Source organism: Streptomyces sp. NPDC033174 (assembly GCF_055577795.1).
In genome coordinates this window covers 44,188-58,535 of the sequence record NZ_JBVIPQ010000012.1, presented here as the reverse complement: position 1 = coordinate 58,535, position 14,348 = coordinate 44,188, and the positions used below count along the sequence as shown (strand labels likewise).

At 71.8% G+C, this 14,348-nt stretch carries 17 protein-coding genes; 6 read left to right on the top strand and 11 right to left on the bottom strand.

Annotated features, from left to right (window positions below; translation table 11 throughout):
• Positions 1 to 105: 105 nt before the first annotated feature.
• The 4 genes from ACZ5VC_RS30220 (at position 106) to ACZ5VC_RS30205 (ending at position 4,365) form a co-directional block, all read left to right on the top strand.
• Positions 106 to 591 (top strand): MarR family winged helix-turn-helix transcriptional regulator, encoded by a 486-nt coding sequence (locus tag ACZ5VC_RS30220; RefSeq protein ID WP_469123162.1) that lies wholly within the window; start codon positions 106 to 108, stop codon positions 589 to 591.
• A gap of 141 nt (positions 592 to 732) precedes the next feature.
• A complete protein-coding gene (locus tag ACZ5VC_RS30215) occupies positions 733 to 2,211 on the top strand; it encodes an MFS transporter (RefSeq protein ID WP_469123161.1) in 1,479 nt (492 codons plus the stop codon).
• A gap of 79 nt (positions 2,212 to 2,290) precedes the next feature.
• Positions 2,291 to 3,280, top strand: a complete 990-nt coding sequence (locus ACZ5VC_RS30210) for a helix-turn-helix transcriptional regulator (RefSeq protein WP_469123160.1) — start codon at positions 2,291 to 2,293, stop codon at positions 3,278 to 3,280.
• Positions 3,281 to 3,393: 113 nt separating this feature from the next.
• A complete protein-coding gene (locus ACZ5VC_RS30205; protein ID WP_469123159.1) occupies positions 3,394 to 4,365 on the top strand; it encodes a zinc-binding dehydrogenase in 972 nt (323 codons plus the stop codon).
• 23 nt (positions 4,366 to 4,388) lie between these two features.
• On the opposite strand, the gene ACZ5VC_RS30200 is transcribed toward ACZ5VC_RS30205, so the two are convergent.
• A complete protein-coding gene (locus tag ACZ5VC_RS30200) occupies positions 4,389 to 5,633 on the bottom strand; it encodes a GNAT family N-acetyltransferase (protein ID WP_469123158.1) in 1,245 nt (414 codons plus the stop codon).
• 73 nt (positions 5,634 to 5,706) lie between these two features.
• A complete protein-coding gene (locus tag ACZ5VC_RS30195) occupies positions 5,707 to 6,309 on the bottom strand; it encodes an RsiG family protein (RefSeq protein ID WP_468712553.1) in 603 nt (200 codons plus the stop codon).
• 117 nt (positions 6,310 to 6,426) lie between these two features.
• Here ACZ5VC_RS30195 and dtd point away from each other — a divergent pair, with 117 nt between their 5' ends.
• Entirely contained in the window at positions 6,427 to 6,852 is a 426-nt protein-coding gene (gene dtd, locus ACZ5VC_RS30190) for a D-aminoacyl-tRNA deacylase (protein WP_468712556.1), read from the top strand.
• Between the two features lie 61 nt (positions 6,853 to 6,913).
• On the opposite strand, the gene ygfZ is transcribed toward dtd, so the two are convergent.
• The 6 genes from ygfZ to ACZ5VC_RS30160 form a co-directional block, all read right to left on the bottom strand.
• The gene (gene ygfZ / locus ACZ5VC_RS30185; RefSeq protein ID WP_469123157.1) at positions 6,914 to 7,894 is read right to left on the bottom strand and encodes a CAF17-like 4Fe-4S cluster assembly/insertion protein YgfZ; all 981 of its coding nucleotides are present in this window, start codon (positions 7,892 to 7,894) and stop codon (positions 6,914 to 6,916) included.
• A 10-nt stretch (positions 7,895 to 7,904) separates the two neighbouring features.
• On the bottom strand, positions 7,905 to 8,342 hold the full coding sequence (locus ACZ5VC_RS30180; RefSeq protein ID WP_468712561.1) for a Fur family transcriptional regulator: 438 nt from the start codon (positions 8,340 to 8,342) through the stop codon (positions 7,905 to 7,907).
• 97 nt (positions 8,343 to 8,439) lie between these two features.
• Positions 8,440 to 9,012 (bottom strand): heme-binding beta-barrel domain-containing protein, encoded by a 573-nt coding sequence (locus ACZ5VC_RS30175; RefSeq protein WP_469123156.1) that lies wholly within the window; start codon positions 9,010 to 9,012, stop codon positions 8,440 to 8,442.
• 213 nt (positions 9,013 to 9,225) lie between these two features.
• Complete coding sequence (locus tag ACZ5VC_RS30170; protein ID WP_469123155.1) at positions 9,226 to 10,314, bottom strand: hypothetical protein; 1,089 nt, start codon at positions 10,312 to 10,314, stop codon at positions 9,226 to 9,228.
• Complete coding sequence (locus tag ACZ5VC_RS30165; RefSeq protein WP_469123154.1) at positions 10,311 to 11,153, bottom strand: hypothetical protein; 843 nt, start codon at positions 11,151 to 11,153, stop codon at positions 10,311 to 10,313. Before ACZ5VC_RS30165 ends, ACZ5VC_RS30170 begins: the two co-directional genes overlap by 4 nt.
• On the bottom strand, positions 11,150 to 11,878 hold the full coding sequence (locus ACZ5VC_RS30160; RefSeq protein WP_469123153.1) for a hypothetical protein: 729 nt from the start codon (positions 11,876 to 11,878) through the stop codon (positions 11,150 to 11,152). Before ACZ5VC_RS30160 ends, ACZ5VC_RS30165 begins: the two co-directional genes overlap by 4 nt.
• 176 nt (positions 11,879 to 12,054) lie before the next feature.
• Between ACZ5VC_RS30160 and ACZ5VC_RS30155 the strand changes: the two genes are divergently transcribed.
• Complete coding sequence (locus ACZ5VC_RS30155) at positions 12,055 to 12,417, top strand: DsrE family protein (RefSeq protein ID WP_468712572.1); 363 nt, start codon at positions 12,055 to 12,057, stop codon at positions 12,415 to 12,417.
• A gap of 56 nt (positions 12,418 to 12,473) precedes the next feature.
• Here ACZ5VC_RS30155 and ACZ5VC_RS30150 read toward each other — a convergent pair whose 3' ends face one another.
• The 3 genes from ACZ5VC_RS30150 to ACZ5VC_RS30140 all read right to left on the bottom strand — a co-directional run bounded on the left by ACZ5VC_RS30150 (position 12,474) and on the right by ACZ5VC_RS30140 (position 14,105).
• Complete coding sequence (locus ACZ5VC_RS30150; protein WP_469123152.1) at positions 12,474 to 12,737, bottom strand: DUF3099 domain-containing protein; 264 nt, start codon at positions 12,735 to 12,737, stop codon at positions 12,474 to 12,476.
• 175 nt (positions 12,738 to 12,912) lie between these two features.
• Entirely contained in the window at positions 12,913 to 13,200 is a 288-nt protein-coding gene (locus tag ACZ5VC_RS30145; protein ID WP_328399094.1) for a DUF1416 domain-containing protein, read from the bottom strand.
• 65 nt (positions 13,201 to 13,265) lie between these two features.
• Entirely contained in the window at positions 13,266 to 14,105 is an 840-nt protein-coding gene (locus tag ACZ5VC_RS30140) for a sulfurtransferase (RefSeq protein WP_468712576.1), read from the bottom strand.
• Positions 14,106 to 14,348: the final 243 nt, after the last annotated feature.

The following is a 14,348-nucleotide window of genomic DNA, read 5'->3' as shown; positions in this document are numbered from 1 at the left end:
AGTGGGCAGCCATGAGCCGGCGGCCATCGCGCGCCCGCCTGTCGGGTGGATCGAAAAGTCCGCTTGCTGATAATCCGCCACGGACCGAATTGCTAGGCTGGCCGCATGACTGCCATGGCGCCCACCCGCACCGAACCGGACCTGTCGTTCCTCCTGGACCACACCAGCCATGTACTGCGGACCCAGATGGCGGCCGAGCTCGCCGAGATCGGGCTGACGCCGCGCATGCACTGCGTACTGGTCCACGCCCTGGAGGAGGAGCGGACACAGGCACAGCTTGCCGAGCTCGGGGACATGGACAAGACGACGATGGTGGTGACCGTCGACGCGCTGGAGAAGGCGGGACTCGCCGAGCGACGGCCGGCCACGCACGACCGGCGCGCCCGGATCATCGCGGTGACCGAGGAGGGGGCGCGGGTCGCCGGGCGCAGCCAGCGGATCGTCGACGGCGTGCACGAGCGGGCACTCGCCGCGCTCCCCGAGGGGGAGCGGGAGACGCTGGTGCGGGCGCTGAAGCGCCTTGCCGAGGGCCATCTGGCCACCCCCGCCGAGAGCCCCCGACCGGCTCGGCGGGCCCGTCAGCGGGAGTGATAGGCCCCGCCTAAGCCCCGTCGCGCCGCGCCCGCCCACCCCGAAGCCCGAGCGGCACCACAGTCGATCCGAAAGAAATAGTCTGCAACAAAACTATCTGCTACCGTCTCTCCTGTTGGCCCATTCGACAGGAGAGCCCTCATGTCCGCCACCTCCGGCCCCGCCCCCGCCCCCTCCCTCACGGCGCACCGCAACCGCTGGCCGGCCCTCGCGGTCATCGCCACCAGCCTGCTGATGATCATCCTCGACGGCTCCATCGTCACCGTGGCGATGCCCGCCATCCAGGCCGACCTGGGCTTCACCCCCGTCGGCCTCAGCTGGGTCGTCAACGCCTATCTGATCGCCTTCGGCAGCCTCCTCCTGCTCGCCGGGCGACTCGGTGACCTCATCGGGCGCAAGCGGATGTTCCTGGCCGGCACCGCGGTCTTCACGGCCGCCTCCCTGCTGGCCGGTGTCGCGACCTCCCCCGCCCTGCTGATCGCCGCCCGCTTCCTCCAGGGCGTCGGCAGCGCGATGGCGGCGGCCGTCAGTCTCGGCATCCTCGTGACGCTGTTCACCGAGCCCAAGGAGCGCGCCAAGGCCATCGCCGTCTTCAGCTTCACCGGCGCGGCCGGGGCCTCCATCGGCCAGGTCCTCGGCGGGGTCCTCACCGACGCCCTCGACTGGCACTGGATCTTCTTCATCAACCTGCCGATCGGTCTCGCCGCGCTCGCCGTCGCCGTCCCGGTACTCCCCGCCGACCGCGGCCTCGGCCTGCGGGCCGGAGCGGACGTCATGGGCGCGCTCCTGGTCACCGCCGGTCTGATGCTCGGCATCTACACGGTCGTCAAGGTCGAGCAGTACGGCTGGACTTCCGGGCACACCCTGGGCCTCGGCGCCCTCGCCGCCCTCCTGCTCGCCGCCTTCGTCGTCCGCCAGGCCACCGCCGCGACGCCCCTCATCCCGCTGCGCGTCTTCCGCTCCCGCAGCGTCGTCGGCGCGAACCTCGTCCAGATGCTGATGGTCGCCGCGCTGTTCTCCTTCCAGATCCTCGTCGCCCTCTACCTCCAGAAGGTGCTCGGATACGGCGCCGCCGAGACCGGCCTCGCGATGCTCCCGGCCGCCGCGGTCATCGGCGCCGTGTCCCTGGGCGTCTCCGCCCGCCTCAACGCCCGCTTCGGTGAGCGGGCGGTCCTCCTCACCGGCCTCGTCCTCCTCGTCGGCGTCCTCGCACTGCTCGCCCGCGTCCCGGTCGACGCCTCGTACGTCACCGACCTGCTGCCCGTCATGCTGCTCGCCGCGGGCTTCGGCCTCGCGCTCCCCGCTCTGACCACGCTCGGCATGTCCGGCGCGAAGGAGGAGGACGCCGGCCTCGCGTCCGGGCTGTTCAACACCACCCAGCAGATCGGAATGGCCCTGGGCGTCGCGGTCCTTTCCACCCTGGCGGCCTCCCGCACCGAGACCCGCCTCTCCGACGGCCGGACCCGGGCCGAGGCGCTGACCGACGGCTACCACCTGGCCTTCGCCGTCGGCGCGGGGCTGCTCGTCACCGCGTTCGTCCTCGCCCTCACCGTCCTGCGCCGGCCGAAGCAGCCCGGCGCCGGGACGCGGACCCCGGCCGCCACCCACGCCGCCCTCTGAAATCGGCGAACTCCTCCGCGCCACAAGCCCGTCGGGGCCACGCGCTCCCGCCGCGACGGGATCCCGCAGAATCGTCGCCATGAGAGCCGATCGTCTGGTGGCGACCCTGCTGTTCCTGCAGCGGCGCGGGCGCGTGACCGCCGCCGAGGTCGCCGGGGAGCTGGAGGTGTCCGAGCGCACGGCCCGCCGCGACCTGGAGGCCCTGGCGACGGCGGGCATCCCGGTCTACTCACAGGCCGGCCGGGGCGGCGGGTGGTCCCTCGTCGGCGGCGCCCGGACCGATCTGACCGGGCTGACCGCCGGCGAGATCCGCGCGCTGTTCCTGGCGGCGGGACCGTCCGCCGGCCCCTCGTCCGACCCGTCCACGGCCGCGCCGCAGCTCAGGACCGCCCTCAGCAAGCTCGTACGGGCTCTCCCCTCGACCTTCCGCTCCGACGCCGAGGCGGCGTCCCGCGCGGGGGTCACCGACGGCACGGACTGGTCGCGCACCCCGGCCGGAGACGGCTCCCCGCTCCACGACGCCCTGCAGCGCGCGGTGCTCGACGGCGTCCAGGTCCGCCTCGGTTACGCGGCCGCCGGCCGGCCCGCCCACACCCGTACGGTCCATCCGCTCGGCCTCGCGTCCAAGGCCGGGGCGCGGTATCTCGTCGCCGGGACGGAGCGGGGACTGCGGACGTTCCGGGTCAGCCGGGTCACCGCCGTCGAGCCGACCGGTGAACCCGTCGTGCGACCCGAGGACTTCGACCTCCCGACGGCCTGGCGCTCCCTCGCGGCGGGGATTGAGCGGCGGATGGTCGCCGCGACCGTACGGGCCAGGGCCGAACGGGGCACCGAGGCGGTCCTGGACGGTCTGTTCGGCGGGCGGCTGCGCGTCGGCGCCCCGCGCGCCGACGGATGGCTGGACATCGAGATCGACGGCCCCTCCCCCCAGGTCCTGGCCGCGCAACTCGCCGGTCTCGGCTCCCGCGTGGAGATCCTCGACCCGCCCGAGGCGCGCGAGCGCATGGCGGAACTGGCCGCGGAACTCCTGGCGTTGTACGGCGCGCCACCGCCCTCCGGCCCGGCGTGAGCCACCTTGGGCCCAGCCCGGCCCTGACCTTGACCTCAACCGCGCTTGACGTTCAAGACTCACCGCACGGGCGCCGGACGGACCGGCACGGCCCGAACGGAGGGGTGAACGGTATGCGTGTCACACAGGCGATCGAGTTCGGCGGCCCGGAGGTACTGGTTCCGGTGGAGGTGCCCGAACCGGTCGCGGGCCCCGGCCAGGTGCTGATATCCGTCGCAGCCGTGGACACGATCTTCGTGGAGACCCAAATCCGGGGCGGCTGGGGCGCCGACTACTTCCCGATCACCCCGCCGTACGTCCCCGGCGGTGGCGTCGCCGGCACGGTCCGCGCCACCGGCGAGGGCGTGGACGCGGCGTGGACCGGCCGCCGGGTCGTCGCCTCCCTCGGATTCACCGGTGGATACGCGGAACGGGCCGTCGCGCCCGCCGAGGCACTCGCCGCCATCCCGGACGAGGTCTCCTTCACCGACGCGGCGGCCCTGGTCCACGACGGGGTGACCGCCGCGAAGCTGCTGGCCACGACGGCCGTCCGGCCCGGCGAGCAGGTACTGATCACCGGTGCCTCGGGCGGCATGGGAACCCTGCTGGTCCAGCTCGCGAAGGCGGCGGGCGCCCGGGTCGTCGGAGTGGCGCGCGGCGACCGCAAAACCGCTCTCGTCCAGGGGCTCGGCGCCGACGCCGTCATCGACGCGACCCTCCCCGACTGGGTGGAGCGGGCGGGCGCCGCCCTGGGCGGCAGCGGCGCGGACGTCGTCCTGGACGGGGTGGGCGGCGAGGTCGGCCTGGCCGCGTTCTCACTGGTGGCGGCCGGCGGCAGGTTCTCCGCCCATGGAGCTCCGACCGGAGGCTTCGCGGCGGTGGACCCCGCCGACGCCGAAGCCCGTCAGGTGCGCCTGCTCGGCATCGGAGACGTACAGCTGACGGCCGCTCAGCACGCCGAACTGGCGGCCGAGGCGCTGCGCGCGGCGGCGGAGGGCCGGCTGCGGCCGGTGATCGGCGGGACGTTCCCGCTGGAGCGGGCGGCCTCCGCGCACCGGGCGATCGAGAGCCGCGAGCTGCTGGGCAAGACGGTGATCACCGTCTGACCGGCCGGGGCGGGGGCCCCGCGTCAGAAGATGTCGGGGCACCAGGGCCGGCGCGGGGTGCGGAAGAGGGCCTCCGCCACCGCCGCCGTGCCCGCCGTCGACTCCTCGATCCGGCCCAGCGCCGCCAGCCGGACCGCCGACTCGTCACCGAGAATCAGCGCCCCCAGCTCCCCGATGTCCAGGGTGAGGTCGGCGGACTGCGTGGTCGGGACGCAGGACGCCCCGGACGGTGTGGCATCCAGCAGGAAACGGCCGCCCGCCAGACCCATCGCGTCGCTCAGCTCCAGGACCAGACGCGCCGAGGTGCCGTACGTCCGCGTCTCCAGGACCCGTACGGGATCGAGCACCCGCACCCACAGCAGATCCGCGTGCGTGGTCACCCTGGCCGCGCGCGGGTCGGGCAGCAGCAGCGGAAGCAGGTCGTCGGGGGCGCGGTAGCCGCTCTTCACGGTCTCGATCCAGTCGATCGAGCAGAGGAAGTGCCACAGCGCGCGCTCCGCCGCCGGGGAGACGGCGATCAGGTCCTGCACGGTCGCGGTGTTCTGGGGCTGCTTGCTGTCCGCCCACAGGTCGTCCGCGGTGTAGGCGGCCAGGCCCTCGATCTCGCCGGCCGCCGAGCGGTACACCGCGTAGAAGGGCTCGGTGAAGGGGTAGGAGGCCTGCCGCGCCCGGCCGGTGGCGAGGTCCCAGACGCGTGCGTCGCGGGTGATCACGCCGGGCCGCGCGGCGCGCAGCCGCTCATGCAGCTCGGGACCGGCCTTGCGGACCTCGTCGCCGTCCGTGAGATCGATCCGGCCCCCGTCCCCCGGCCCCGCCCAGCGTGGGTCGAGCCCGGCGCGCCGGGCGTCCACGGTCCACTCGGTGGTCCAGGTGGCGGGGCCGAAGCCGTACCGCCCGTAGATCGGGTACTCGGCCGCGATCAGCGTGGCGACCGCGTCACCGCGCTCCTTCGCCTCCTGAAGGTCCGCCGTGATCATCCGGCTCAGCAGTCCGCGACGGCGATGGGTCGGCGAGACGGCCACCTGCGTCACCGCGTCGGCGGCGAGCGGGGCACCGCCCACGGCGGTCAGCTCCTGCGCAAAGGAACGGTAGGTGGCGACGATGCGGCCGCCGTCGAAGACGCCGCGGACACGCGAGAGATCGACATGGGCGAGCCGGTCGGCGGCCTCCTCGTCCGAGATCACCGGCGGCCGCAGAAAGCCGGTACTCACGGCCTTCACCCAGTCGGGAAACTCGGACTCTGTGACCGTGCGGACATCAGGGCTCATGAGTTCACGCTAGGCAGACGGCCGCGCGGCCCGCACCCGCTTTTCCGTCCGCCGCTCGCGGGGCGGCGGTCCTTCACCTCAACAGGTCGTCGACCTGCGCCTCACCCTCGCGATACCGGCGGGCGATCTCCGCGCTGCAGTCGTCGGCGGTGCGCTGCAACTGCTGGCGGCGGCGCGAGACCTGGTGCTCGTAGCCCGCGAGCCGTCCCATCGCCGTGTGCAGTTCCTCGTCCGTGCGCGCGCCGAGGTCGGACAGCTCCACCTCGGAGAGCATCTCGGCGGCCAGCCGCCGGTACTCCTCGCCGCGCGGGGTGGAGAGCGTGACATGGCGCGCGGAGGTGCGGTGCCGGGACGGGACGTCGGCCAGGATCTCCGAGAGCCGGTCGACGACCGGGGCCTTCGGGCCCGTACGCCGTGCAAGCTCGGCCCTGAGGATGTCGATGCGTCCTTGCAGCAGTCGCCGCACATAGCTGAGGTCCGCCTCGTCGCCCTGCGAGTCACGGCGCAGGGCGCGCAGCTCCGGCAGCTGCATCGTGGAGATCTCCGGCTGCCGCTGTTCCGGCAGGGCCGCCTCGGCCGACCGCTGCGCAGGCGGGCGCACGGCGCCGGTGGCACCGGCGCCGGCTCGGGTCATCGGTACGGGACCGGGCGACTGCCCGGCGCCAGGTGTGTTCATGTGGATCCGTCCCCTCGACCGGTGCGGAGCCGCACCGCCTGACTGGCATGGTGCCACTCCTCCCTGTGGACGTGCAGGCGCTCTGCACCCGTTCAGCCGCCGGATAGGTTGGTCTGTATGCGTGCGGTGGTGCAGCGGGTCGACGGCGCGAGCGTCGTGGTGGCCGGAGAGACAGTCGGCGAGATCGTCGGTGAGGGACTGTGTGTGCTGGTGGGAGTGACCCACGAGGACACTGGGGCGAAAGCGGCACAGTTGGCCAGAAAGCTCTGGTCCGTCCGGATTTTGGAGGGTGAGAAATCCTGTTCGGATGTGAATGCGCCCTTGTTGGTGATTTCTCAGTTCACCCTCTACGGGGACGCCCGCAAGGGCCGCCGGCCCACCTGGAACGCGGCGGCGCCCGGCGAGATCGCCGAACCGCTCGTCGACGAGGTGGTCAGGCAGCTGCGCGAGCTGGGGGCGCGCGTGGAGACGGGCCGGTTCGGAGCGGACATGCGCGTCTCGCTCACGAATCACGGCCCGTTCACGGTGATCATCGAGGTCTAGCGGGTGCGGGGACGCGGCGCGGGGTCATCGCTCCGGCGCCGGCCGCGGCCCGGCCGCGGAACTACGGCTCGACGACGACTTCCTGCGCCGCCGCCGTGTCGCCCGCCATCAGCCGCGCGTCCAGCGGCACATTGCGCTTGATCATCGCCAGGGCGATCGGCCCGAGCTCGTGGTGACGGGCGGAGGTGGTGATGAAGCCCAGCTGGCGGCCCTCCGCGCCGTCCTCGGCCAGCCGCACGGGCGTACCGTGCCCCGGCAGGTGCACCTCGCTGCCGTCCAGGTGCAGGAAGACCAGCCGGCGCGGCGGCTTCCCCAGGTTGTGGACCCGCGCCACCGTCTCCTGCCCCCGGTAGCAGCCCTTCTGCAGATGGACGGCGCTGCCGATCCAGCCCAGCTCGTGCGGGATGGTCCGGTGATCGGTCTCGAAGCCGAGCCGGGGCCGGTGCGACTCGACGCGCAGCGCCTCGTACGCCAGGATCCCGACCGCCGGGCCGTGCCCGGCCGCGTACGACTCCAGGTCGGCACGCGGCAGGAACAGGTCCCGGCCGTGCGCGGTCTCCCGTACGACCACACCCTCCGGCACATCGGCGATGGAGCCGGCCGGCAGGTGGACGACCGCGAACTCCTCCGTGCGGTCGGCGACCTCGACCCGGTAGAAGAACTTCATCGACTCCAGGTAGCCGAGCAGCGCCTCCTGCGTACCGGGCTCGACATGCGCCCAGACCGTCTCGCCGTCGTCGACGAGATAGAGCGCGTGCTCGATGTGGCCGTTCGCCGACAGGATCAGAGCTTCGGTGGCCTGGCCGGGCGGCAGCTCGCTGACGTGCTGGGTGAGCAGCAGATGCAGCCAGCTCAGCCGGTCTTCGCCGGTGACGGTGACGACCCCGCGGTGCGAGAGATCGACCAGGCCGGCACCGTCGGCGAGGGTCCGCTGCTCGCGGAACAGGTCACCGTAGTGCGCGGCCACACCTTCGTCGCTGCCCTCGGCCGCAACGGCGCCGGGCAGGGACAGGAGAGGGCTGATCGTTGAATGTCGCTGCATACGGATAAGCCTACGACTCGGGGGTCGCCGCCTTCGCGGAACAGTCCGCGCACCGGCCGAAGATCGCGAAGTGCTTCATGTCCGTCTCGAAGCCGAAGGTCTCCCGCAGCTTCGCGGTGAAGTCGGCCGCCACCTCCGTGTCGGCCTCGATCACCTCCGTGCAGTCCCGGCAGACCAGGTGCAGATGGTGATGGCGGTCGGCCAGGTGGTACGTCGGGGCGCCGTGCCCCAGGTGCGCGTGGCTGACGAGGCCCAGCTCCTCGAGCAGCTCCAGCGTCCGGTAGACGGTGGAGATGTTCACCCCGGAGGCGGTCTTGCGCACCTCGCCCAGGATGTCGTCCGGCGTCGCGTGCTCCAGAACGTCGACTGCCTCCAGGACAAGCTGGCGCTGAGGGGTCAGCCGGTACCCGCGCTGCCGCAGATCGCTTTTCCAGTCGGTGCTCACCACGCCGTCCAGTGTAGGTCGGCGTGGTGCCACGACCGCCGCGCGTGCGGCCGGATCCTCCGCGGGGAGCCGCTTCTCGCGGGGAGCTGCTCGCGCGGATCTACTTGAAGAACGCGATGCCGTCGTCCGGGAGGTCACCGAGGCCCCTGGCCATGGCGGCGACGTCCTCCGGCGAGACGACCTTCTTCAGGTGCGCCGACATGTACGGCCGCAACGGGACCTCCGGGGTGGCCTTCTCGCCCACCCACATCAGGTCGCCCTTGACGTAGCCGTAGAGCCGCTTGCCACCGCTGTACGGCCCGGAGGCGGCGGTGCGGGCGACCGCGTCCGTCACCAGGTCGATCTGCGGCTTCTGGTCGGCGAGGTCGCCGTACCAGATCTCCACGACGCCGTGGTCGCGGACCATGACGATCTCGACCTTGCGGTCCTTGTCGATCCGCCAGTAGCCGGACTCGCTCTCCAGCGGCTTGACCTTGTTGCCCTCGTCGTCGAGGACCCAGGTCCGCGAGACGTACTCGAGGAAGTCCCGGCCGTCGTGGCTGAAGGTGACCGACTGGCCGAAGTTGCACTTCTCGGCGCCGGGGAAGTCGGAGACGCCCGCGCCCTCCCACGTGCCGAGGAGGAACGCGAGGGGGACGAGGTCCGGATTGAGGTCGGACGGGATCTCGATCATGAGCAGCTCTGTCGATCTGTAGAGGTGATTAACGCTGACCCTGGTACAGCTTCTTCACAGCCAGTCCGGTGAAGGCGAGCACGCCGACGCAGACCAGAGCCAGAAGGGCTTCGAAGAAAACGATCACAGGTGCTCCTCGAATGAGCGTGGAGGCGGAACGGGCCGTCTCCCAGCTTAGTGGGCGGGGAGACGGCCCTCCGTGTGAGGTGCGCGTCAGCCCAGGAGCTGGTTCTGGAGGATCACCGTCTGGTGGAACGGCACCTCGGCCGCGGCGCCCTTGCGGGACTGGACGATCATGGCGAAGGTGTCACCGGCCAGGACATAGGCGAGGCGGGTCTGTTCGGGGCCGTACGGCTTGGTCTCCTCGTACACATAGGCACTGGTCCGCCTCACGGCGGCGGAGGCCGACCACTCCTCGTCGAGGACCCGATCGGGGTTGCCGACGAGCGGGGTGCCGGCGGTCATCCCGATCTCGATCTCCTCGTCCTTGAAGGCCTCCGCGTAGGCGACCGAATGGAACTGGACCAGATAGATCCGCGTCGACGTCCCGTCCGGCATGGTCCATCCCCGGGCGGCGACGTGCCGGAGGGCGGAGTCGGCGAGAGCCTGCTTGAGTCCGGCGCGCTTGTCGGGCGCGTACTCGGAGAGGTACGCGTCGACGCTCGTCCAGCCGCCGTTCAGCGTCTTGTGCGCGGTCGCGCCGGCCGGGGCGGGCAGCAGCAGCTTCCGCAGGTCGGCGTGGTGGATCTCGCCCTCGTTGCCCTCGCTGAAGGGGCGCGGGGTCCCCTCGGCGAGCGCGGGCAGGGCGAGCTTCGGGTACGCCCAGCGGCCGTCGTCCGCGGTGGCGAGACCGGGGACGTCGGTGCGCTCCATGGCCGTGATCCCGGCGGTGACACCGGCGCCGAGTCCGCCGCAGACGACGACGGCGGCGGTCCAGAGGGCGACGGCCGCGAGCACCCGCCGACGCGGCGCGCCGTCCCCGGCGGGCTGCGCCTCCGGCACCGGCGGGACAGCGGGGACGGCGGAGGTGTCCGCCGGGGCCGCCGGGGCATGCGGAGGTTCGGGAGTCGCCGGGGTCTCCGGGGACTGAGCCTGCGGAGCGGCCGGGGGCTGCGGAGTCTCCGGGGCCGGCGGGACGGCCGGGACGGCGGGGACGGCGGGGACGGCCGGGACGGCCGGAACGGCGGGGGTGTCCATCGGCTGCTGGGCCGGGACGGTGGGGGTGTCCATCGGCTGCTGGGCCGGGATGGTCGCCTCCGGCCGGTCGGTCGGCTCGATCACTTCGGGCTGCTGCTCGGTCATACGTACTCCCCCGGGGACGAGATGTGGTCGAGCTGCTTCTTCACCAGCTCCGAGACGGCGCCCTTGTCGAAGGGCTTGCTCCCGAACGCGGACACCGTCACCAGCAGCTCGGAGTCGTACGCCGCACACGTCATCCCGTCGAGCTCCGACCTCTTCTCCTCGCCGTCGCCGTCGCCCTTGCGCTTGGGCATCAGGAAGCACGCGGAGTTCTTGTGACCCTTGATCGCCGGGCCCTTGGGGAACTCCAGGAGGGTGTAGAGCTCGGACTTGACCTCGTACATGTCGTGGAGCCGGCTCTTGTTCTTCATCCGGATGATCTCCACCTCCACGACGAGATCGTTCGCACTCGCGCTGAAGGAGCGCATCGCGACGCCCCGCACGCCGAGCGTGTCGACCCGCTTCTCGTAGTCACGGCGCTTCTTGCCGGACAGGCCGCGCCCCTCCTCCTTGAGCAGGGCGACCGCCTGCTTCTCGGTGAGCTCACCGTCATTGCCGTAGGCGTCGATGTCCGGGCCGAGGCGGTACCCCTGCGGTACGGGCAGCAGCAGCTTGCTGAGCGGCGTCGTGGCGCGGCCCCGGGCGACTCCCGCCGCCGGGTCCTTGGGCGGTGTGCCCGTGGGCGGTTCCCACACGGTCGTTTCGGCTGTGCGGTCGGCGGCGTTCACGGTGACTGCGGTGTACGTGAGACCGCCGCCGACGGCGCCCACGACGAGGACGGCGGGGAGCACGACGGTGAGCAGCTTGCGGCCCCTCGTCGCCGGGGACCCGTCGGAGTGCCCGTCCGCCGGGGCGGTCGCGGGGACGGTCGCCGCGGACACGTCGGGCTGTTCCTCGGTCACAGACGCTCCAGCTGTCGTTCGGCCACCGTTCGGATGGCGTCCTTGGTGATCCGCTCGGTGTCGAAGATGGTGATGTCGACCATCACGTCCCCACGGTGGAAGAGGGCACGGGCCTGGTACATGTCCAGATAGCCGGCCTTCTTCTCGACCGGGTAGAGGAAGTAGCGGCCGTTGCCGCTGCCCTTGATCGCGTCGCCCGCGTTGCCCGCGTATTCGGCGTCGGGCATGTAGCCGAGCTGTCCTTCGGCGTGGTCCGCCGCGCCCGTCACGTCGCTCGGGCGGAACTGCACCAGATGGATGACCGTCTGGCGGTGCTCCCCCTGCTCCCAGGACGTGGCCGCGACCCGGCGGATCCGGCTCTCCGACAGGGACTCGAGCATGCGGCCCTCGTCCTTGAACCCCTCGGCGTAGGAGGCGACATCGACCCAGCCGTCGCCCCGCCGGATCTCCGGCTCGCGGGCGCCCGAAGGCCTCGGCAGCAGCAGCGTCCGCAGGTCGCCGTCCGTCTTGACCGTGCGGTCCTCCGCGGCGGTGAGCGGCTCCGGGGTGCTGCCCTTCGGGAGCGGCTTCGCGGGATGCGCGAGGTCCGGCTGGTTCAGCGCGGGCAGCGGTGTCGGGTCGCGGTCGGCCTGGATCGTGTAGCCGACGGCGGTGCCGCCGACGACGCCGAGGACGGCGGCGACGGCGAGGATCAGGGCGGTACGGCCGCGAGTGCGGCGGCGCACCGGCGCGACCGACGGCGTCTTTGCCGGTTCCTGCTGGTCAGGAACGGTTTCTACGGGTTGATCGATATCCAACGGGGTCCCCCACAAGACCAGAATCGCGGGTTCCGTCACCCGCGCATCCAACTGACCCGTGACGCACGGCCGGGGTTGTACCCCCGCGTATTACAGTTCGGCATATGGCGAAGAAGCTCGTGATCAAGGTGACCGCCGGGGCCGACGCCCCCGAACGCTGCTCGCAGGCCTTCACGGTGGCCGCCGTCGCCGTGGCCAGCGGGCTCGATGTGTCGCTCTGGCTGACCGGCGAGTCCTCCTGGTTCGCCCTGCCCGGCAAGGCCGCCGAGTTCGAACTCCCCCACGCCGCCCCGCTGCCGGACCTGCTCGCGGCGATCCAGGCCTCCGGGCGGATCACACTGTGCACGCAGTGCGCGGCCCGTCGTGAGATCACCGAGGAGGACGTCCTGGACGGTGTCCGGATCGCCGGCGCGCAGGTCTTCGTCCAGGAGATCACCGCGGACGACGTGCAGGCGCTCGTCTACTAGGTCCGGCCCGCGACCAGTTCCGGCCCGCGACGGGGCCCGGGCGGGCCTCCGGCGGCTCAGGGCTCTCGGCGCTTCTTGCCGTCGAGCTCGTCCCACCACTCGTCGGACTTCGGGTCGCCCGACGGATCGTCCCACCAGCGGTCCTCGGGCCCTCGCCGGTTCGCGATCATGGCGGCGACCGGCGGAATGACCATGGCGACGACGCACATCCCGATCGCGACGGGCATCGACCACAGCCTGACGACGGCCCAGGCGCCCACGAAGAGCGCCAGGCACACCCCCATCATCAGGAAGTAGAGGTGCCGCCGGCGCGCGTACATACCTTCAGCGTACGACCGAAGGGGCCGCGGGAGACCGGCGGACGGAGGGCGGCGCGGCGGCGCGAGGCCCGGAGCGCGCGCCCCGCGCGGGAAGACCGAAGGGCCGCACCTCAGGTCCTGGAATGGCGTCCAACCCCCCAGGAGGTGCGGCCCTTCGGCCGGTAGTGCGTCGCCGTCAGACGGCGATGGCGACCTCTGCCAGGCCACCCGTCTGCGCCACGACCGTACGGTCCGCGGTGCCGCCCGGCACCAGCGCGCGGACGGTCCAGGTGCCCTCGGCCGCGTAGAAGCGGAACTGGCCGGTCGCGGAGGTCGGGACCTCCGCCGTGAACTCGCCGGTCGAGTCCAGCAGGCGCACGTAACCGGTGACGGGCTGGCCGTCGCGGGTCACCTGGCCCTGGATCGTGGTCTCACCGGGCTTGATCGTCGAGGCGTCGGGGCCGCCGACCTGCGCTCCACACATGTTTCTGTCCTTACGGTCGGGAGGGTCCGGGTGGTCCGGGAGGGTCCGGGAAGGGGCCCGGGGTCTTACTTGTTGGCGCCGAGCTCGATCGGGACGCCGACGAGGGAGCCGTACTCGGTCCACGAGCCGTCGTAGTTCTTGACGTTCTCGACACCGAGCAGCTCGTGCAGCACGAACCAGGTCAGCGCGGAGCGCTCACCGATGCGGCAGTACGCGATGGTGTCCTTCGCCAGGTCGACCTGCTCCTCCTCGTAGAGGGCCTTGAGCTCGTCGTCCGACTTGAAGGTGCCGTCGTCGTTGGCGTTCTTCGACCACGGGATGTTGCGGGCGCTCGGCACGTGGCCGGGACGCTGCGACTGCTCCTGCGGGAGGTGCGCCGGGGCGAGCAGCTTGCCGCTGAACTCGTCGGGGGAGCGCACGTCGACCAGGTTCTGCGCGCCGATCGCCTTGACGACGTCGTCGCGGAAGGCGCGGATCGCGGTGTTCTGCGGCTTGGCCTTGTACTCGGTGGCCGGACGGACCGGCACCTCGGCGACGAGGTCGCGGGAGTCGAGCTCCCACTTCTTGCGGCCGCCGTCGAGCAGCTTCACGTTCTCGTGGCCGTAGAGCTTGAAGTACCAGTAGGCGTAGGAGGCGAACCAGTTGTTGTTGCCGCCGTAGAGGACCACGAGCGTGTCGTTCGCGATGCCCTTGGCCGACAGGAGCTTCTCGAAGCCCTCCTGGTCGACGAAGTCACGGCGCACCGGGTCCTGGAGGTCCTTGGTCCAGTCGATCCGGATGGCGTTCTTGATGTGGTTCTTCTCGTAGGCCGAGGTGTCCTCGTCGACCTCGACGATGGCGACCTTCGGGTCGTCGAGGTTGGCCTCGACCCAGTCGGCGTCTACCAGGACGTCGCTGCGGCTCATGCTGTTTCTCCTCCGGGGCAGTGTGCGGCGGGGTGGTGCGGGTACGCGGCATCGCGTGCGTACGGTGAGCACGGTTCGGCCCTGAACGCGGTCAAAGGGCCGGGGGAATGCGGGCGTGAGCGCCCGCTCAGACGGAACGACAGAGCATGGCGGCGACGCGGCACAGGTCTACTGCCCGCCGCTTCGTGAGATCCGCCTGTCGCTTCATGCGTCGATCGTAGGGACGGACAGGCGGCCATGTCA

Coding starts and splice junctions, on each gene's coding strand:
- ygfZ (WP_469123157.1), bottom strand. CDS start 7,894: ATGCAGCGACATTCAACGATCAGCCCTCTCCTGTCCCTGCCCGGCGCC.
- ACZ5VC_RS30195 (WP_468712553.1), bottom strand. CDS start 6,309: ATGAACACACCTGGCGCCGGGCAGTCGCCCGGTCCCGTACCGATGACC.
- ACZ5VC_RS30145 (WP_328399094.1), bottom strand. CDS start 13,200: ATGTGTGGAGCGCAGGTCGGCGGCCCCGACGCCTCGACGATCAAGCCC.
- ACZ5VC_RS30200 (WP_469123158.1), bottom strand. CDS start 5,633: ATGAGCCCTGATGTCCGCACGGTCACAGAGTCCGAGTTTCCCGACTGG.
- ACZ5VC_RS30205 (WP_469123159.1), top strand. CDS start 3,394: ATGCGTGTCACACAGGCGATCGAGTTCGGCGGCCCGGAGGTACTGGTT.
- ACZ5VC_RS30215 (WP_469123161.1), top strand. CDS start 733: ATGTCCGCCACCTCCGGCCCCGCCCCCGCCCCCTCCCTCACGGCGCAC.
- ACZ5VC_RS30155 (WP_468712572.1), top strand. CDS start 12,055: ATGGCGAAGAAGCTCGTGATCAAGGTGACCGCCGGGGCCGACGCCCCC.
- ACZ5VC_RS30140 (WP_468712576.1), bottom strand. CDS start 14,105: ATGAGCCGCAGCGACGTCCTGGTAGACGCCGACTGGGTCGAGGCCAAC.
- ACZ5VC_RS30220 (WP_469123162.1), top strand. CDS start 106: ATGACTGCCATGGCGCCCACCCGCACCGAACCGGACCTGTCGTTCCTC.
- dtd (WP_468712556.1), top strand. CDS start 6,427: ATGCGTGCGGTGGTGCAGCGGGTCGACGGCGCGAGCGTCGTGGTGGCC.
- ACZ5VC_RS30170 (WP_469123155.1), bottom strand. CDS start 10,314: ATGACCGAGCAGCAGCCCGAAGTGATCGAGCCGACCGACCGGCCGGAG.
- ACZ5VC_RS30150 (WP_469123152.1), bottom strand. CDS start 12,737: ATGTACGCGCGCCGGCGGCACCTCTACTTCCTGATGATGGGGGTGTGC.
- ACZ5VC_RS30210 (WP_469123160.1), top strand. CDS start 2,291: ATGAGAGCCGATCGTCTGGTGGCGACCCTGCTGTTCCTGCAGCGGCGC.
- ACZ5VC_RS30175 (WP_469123156.1), bottom strand. CDS start 9,012: ATGATCGAGATCCCGTCCGACCTCAATCCGGACCTCGTCCCCCTCGCG.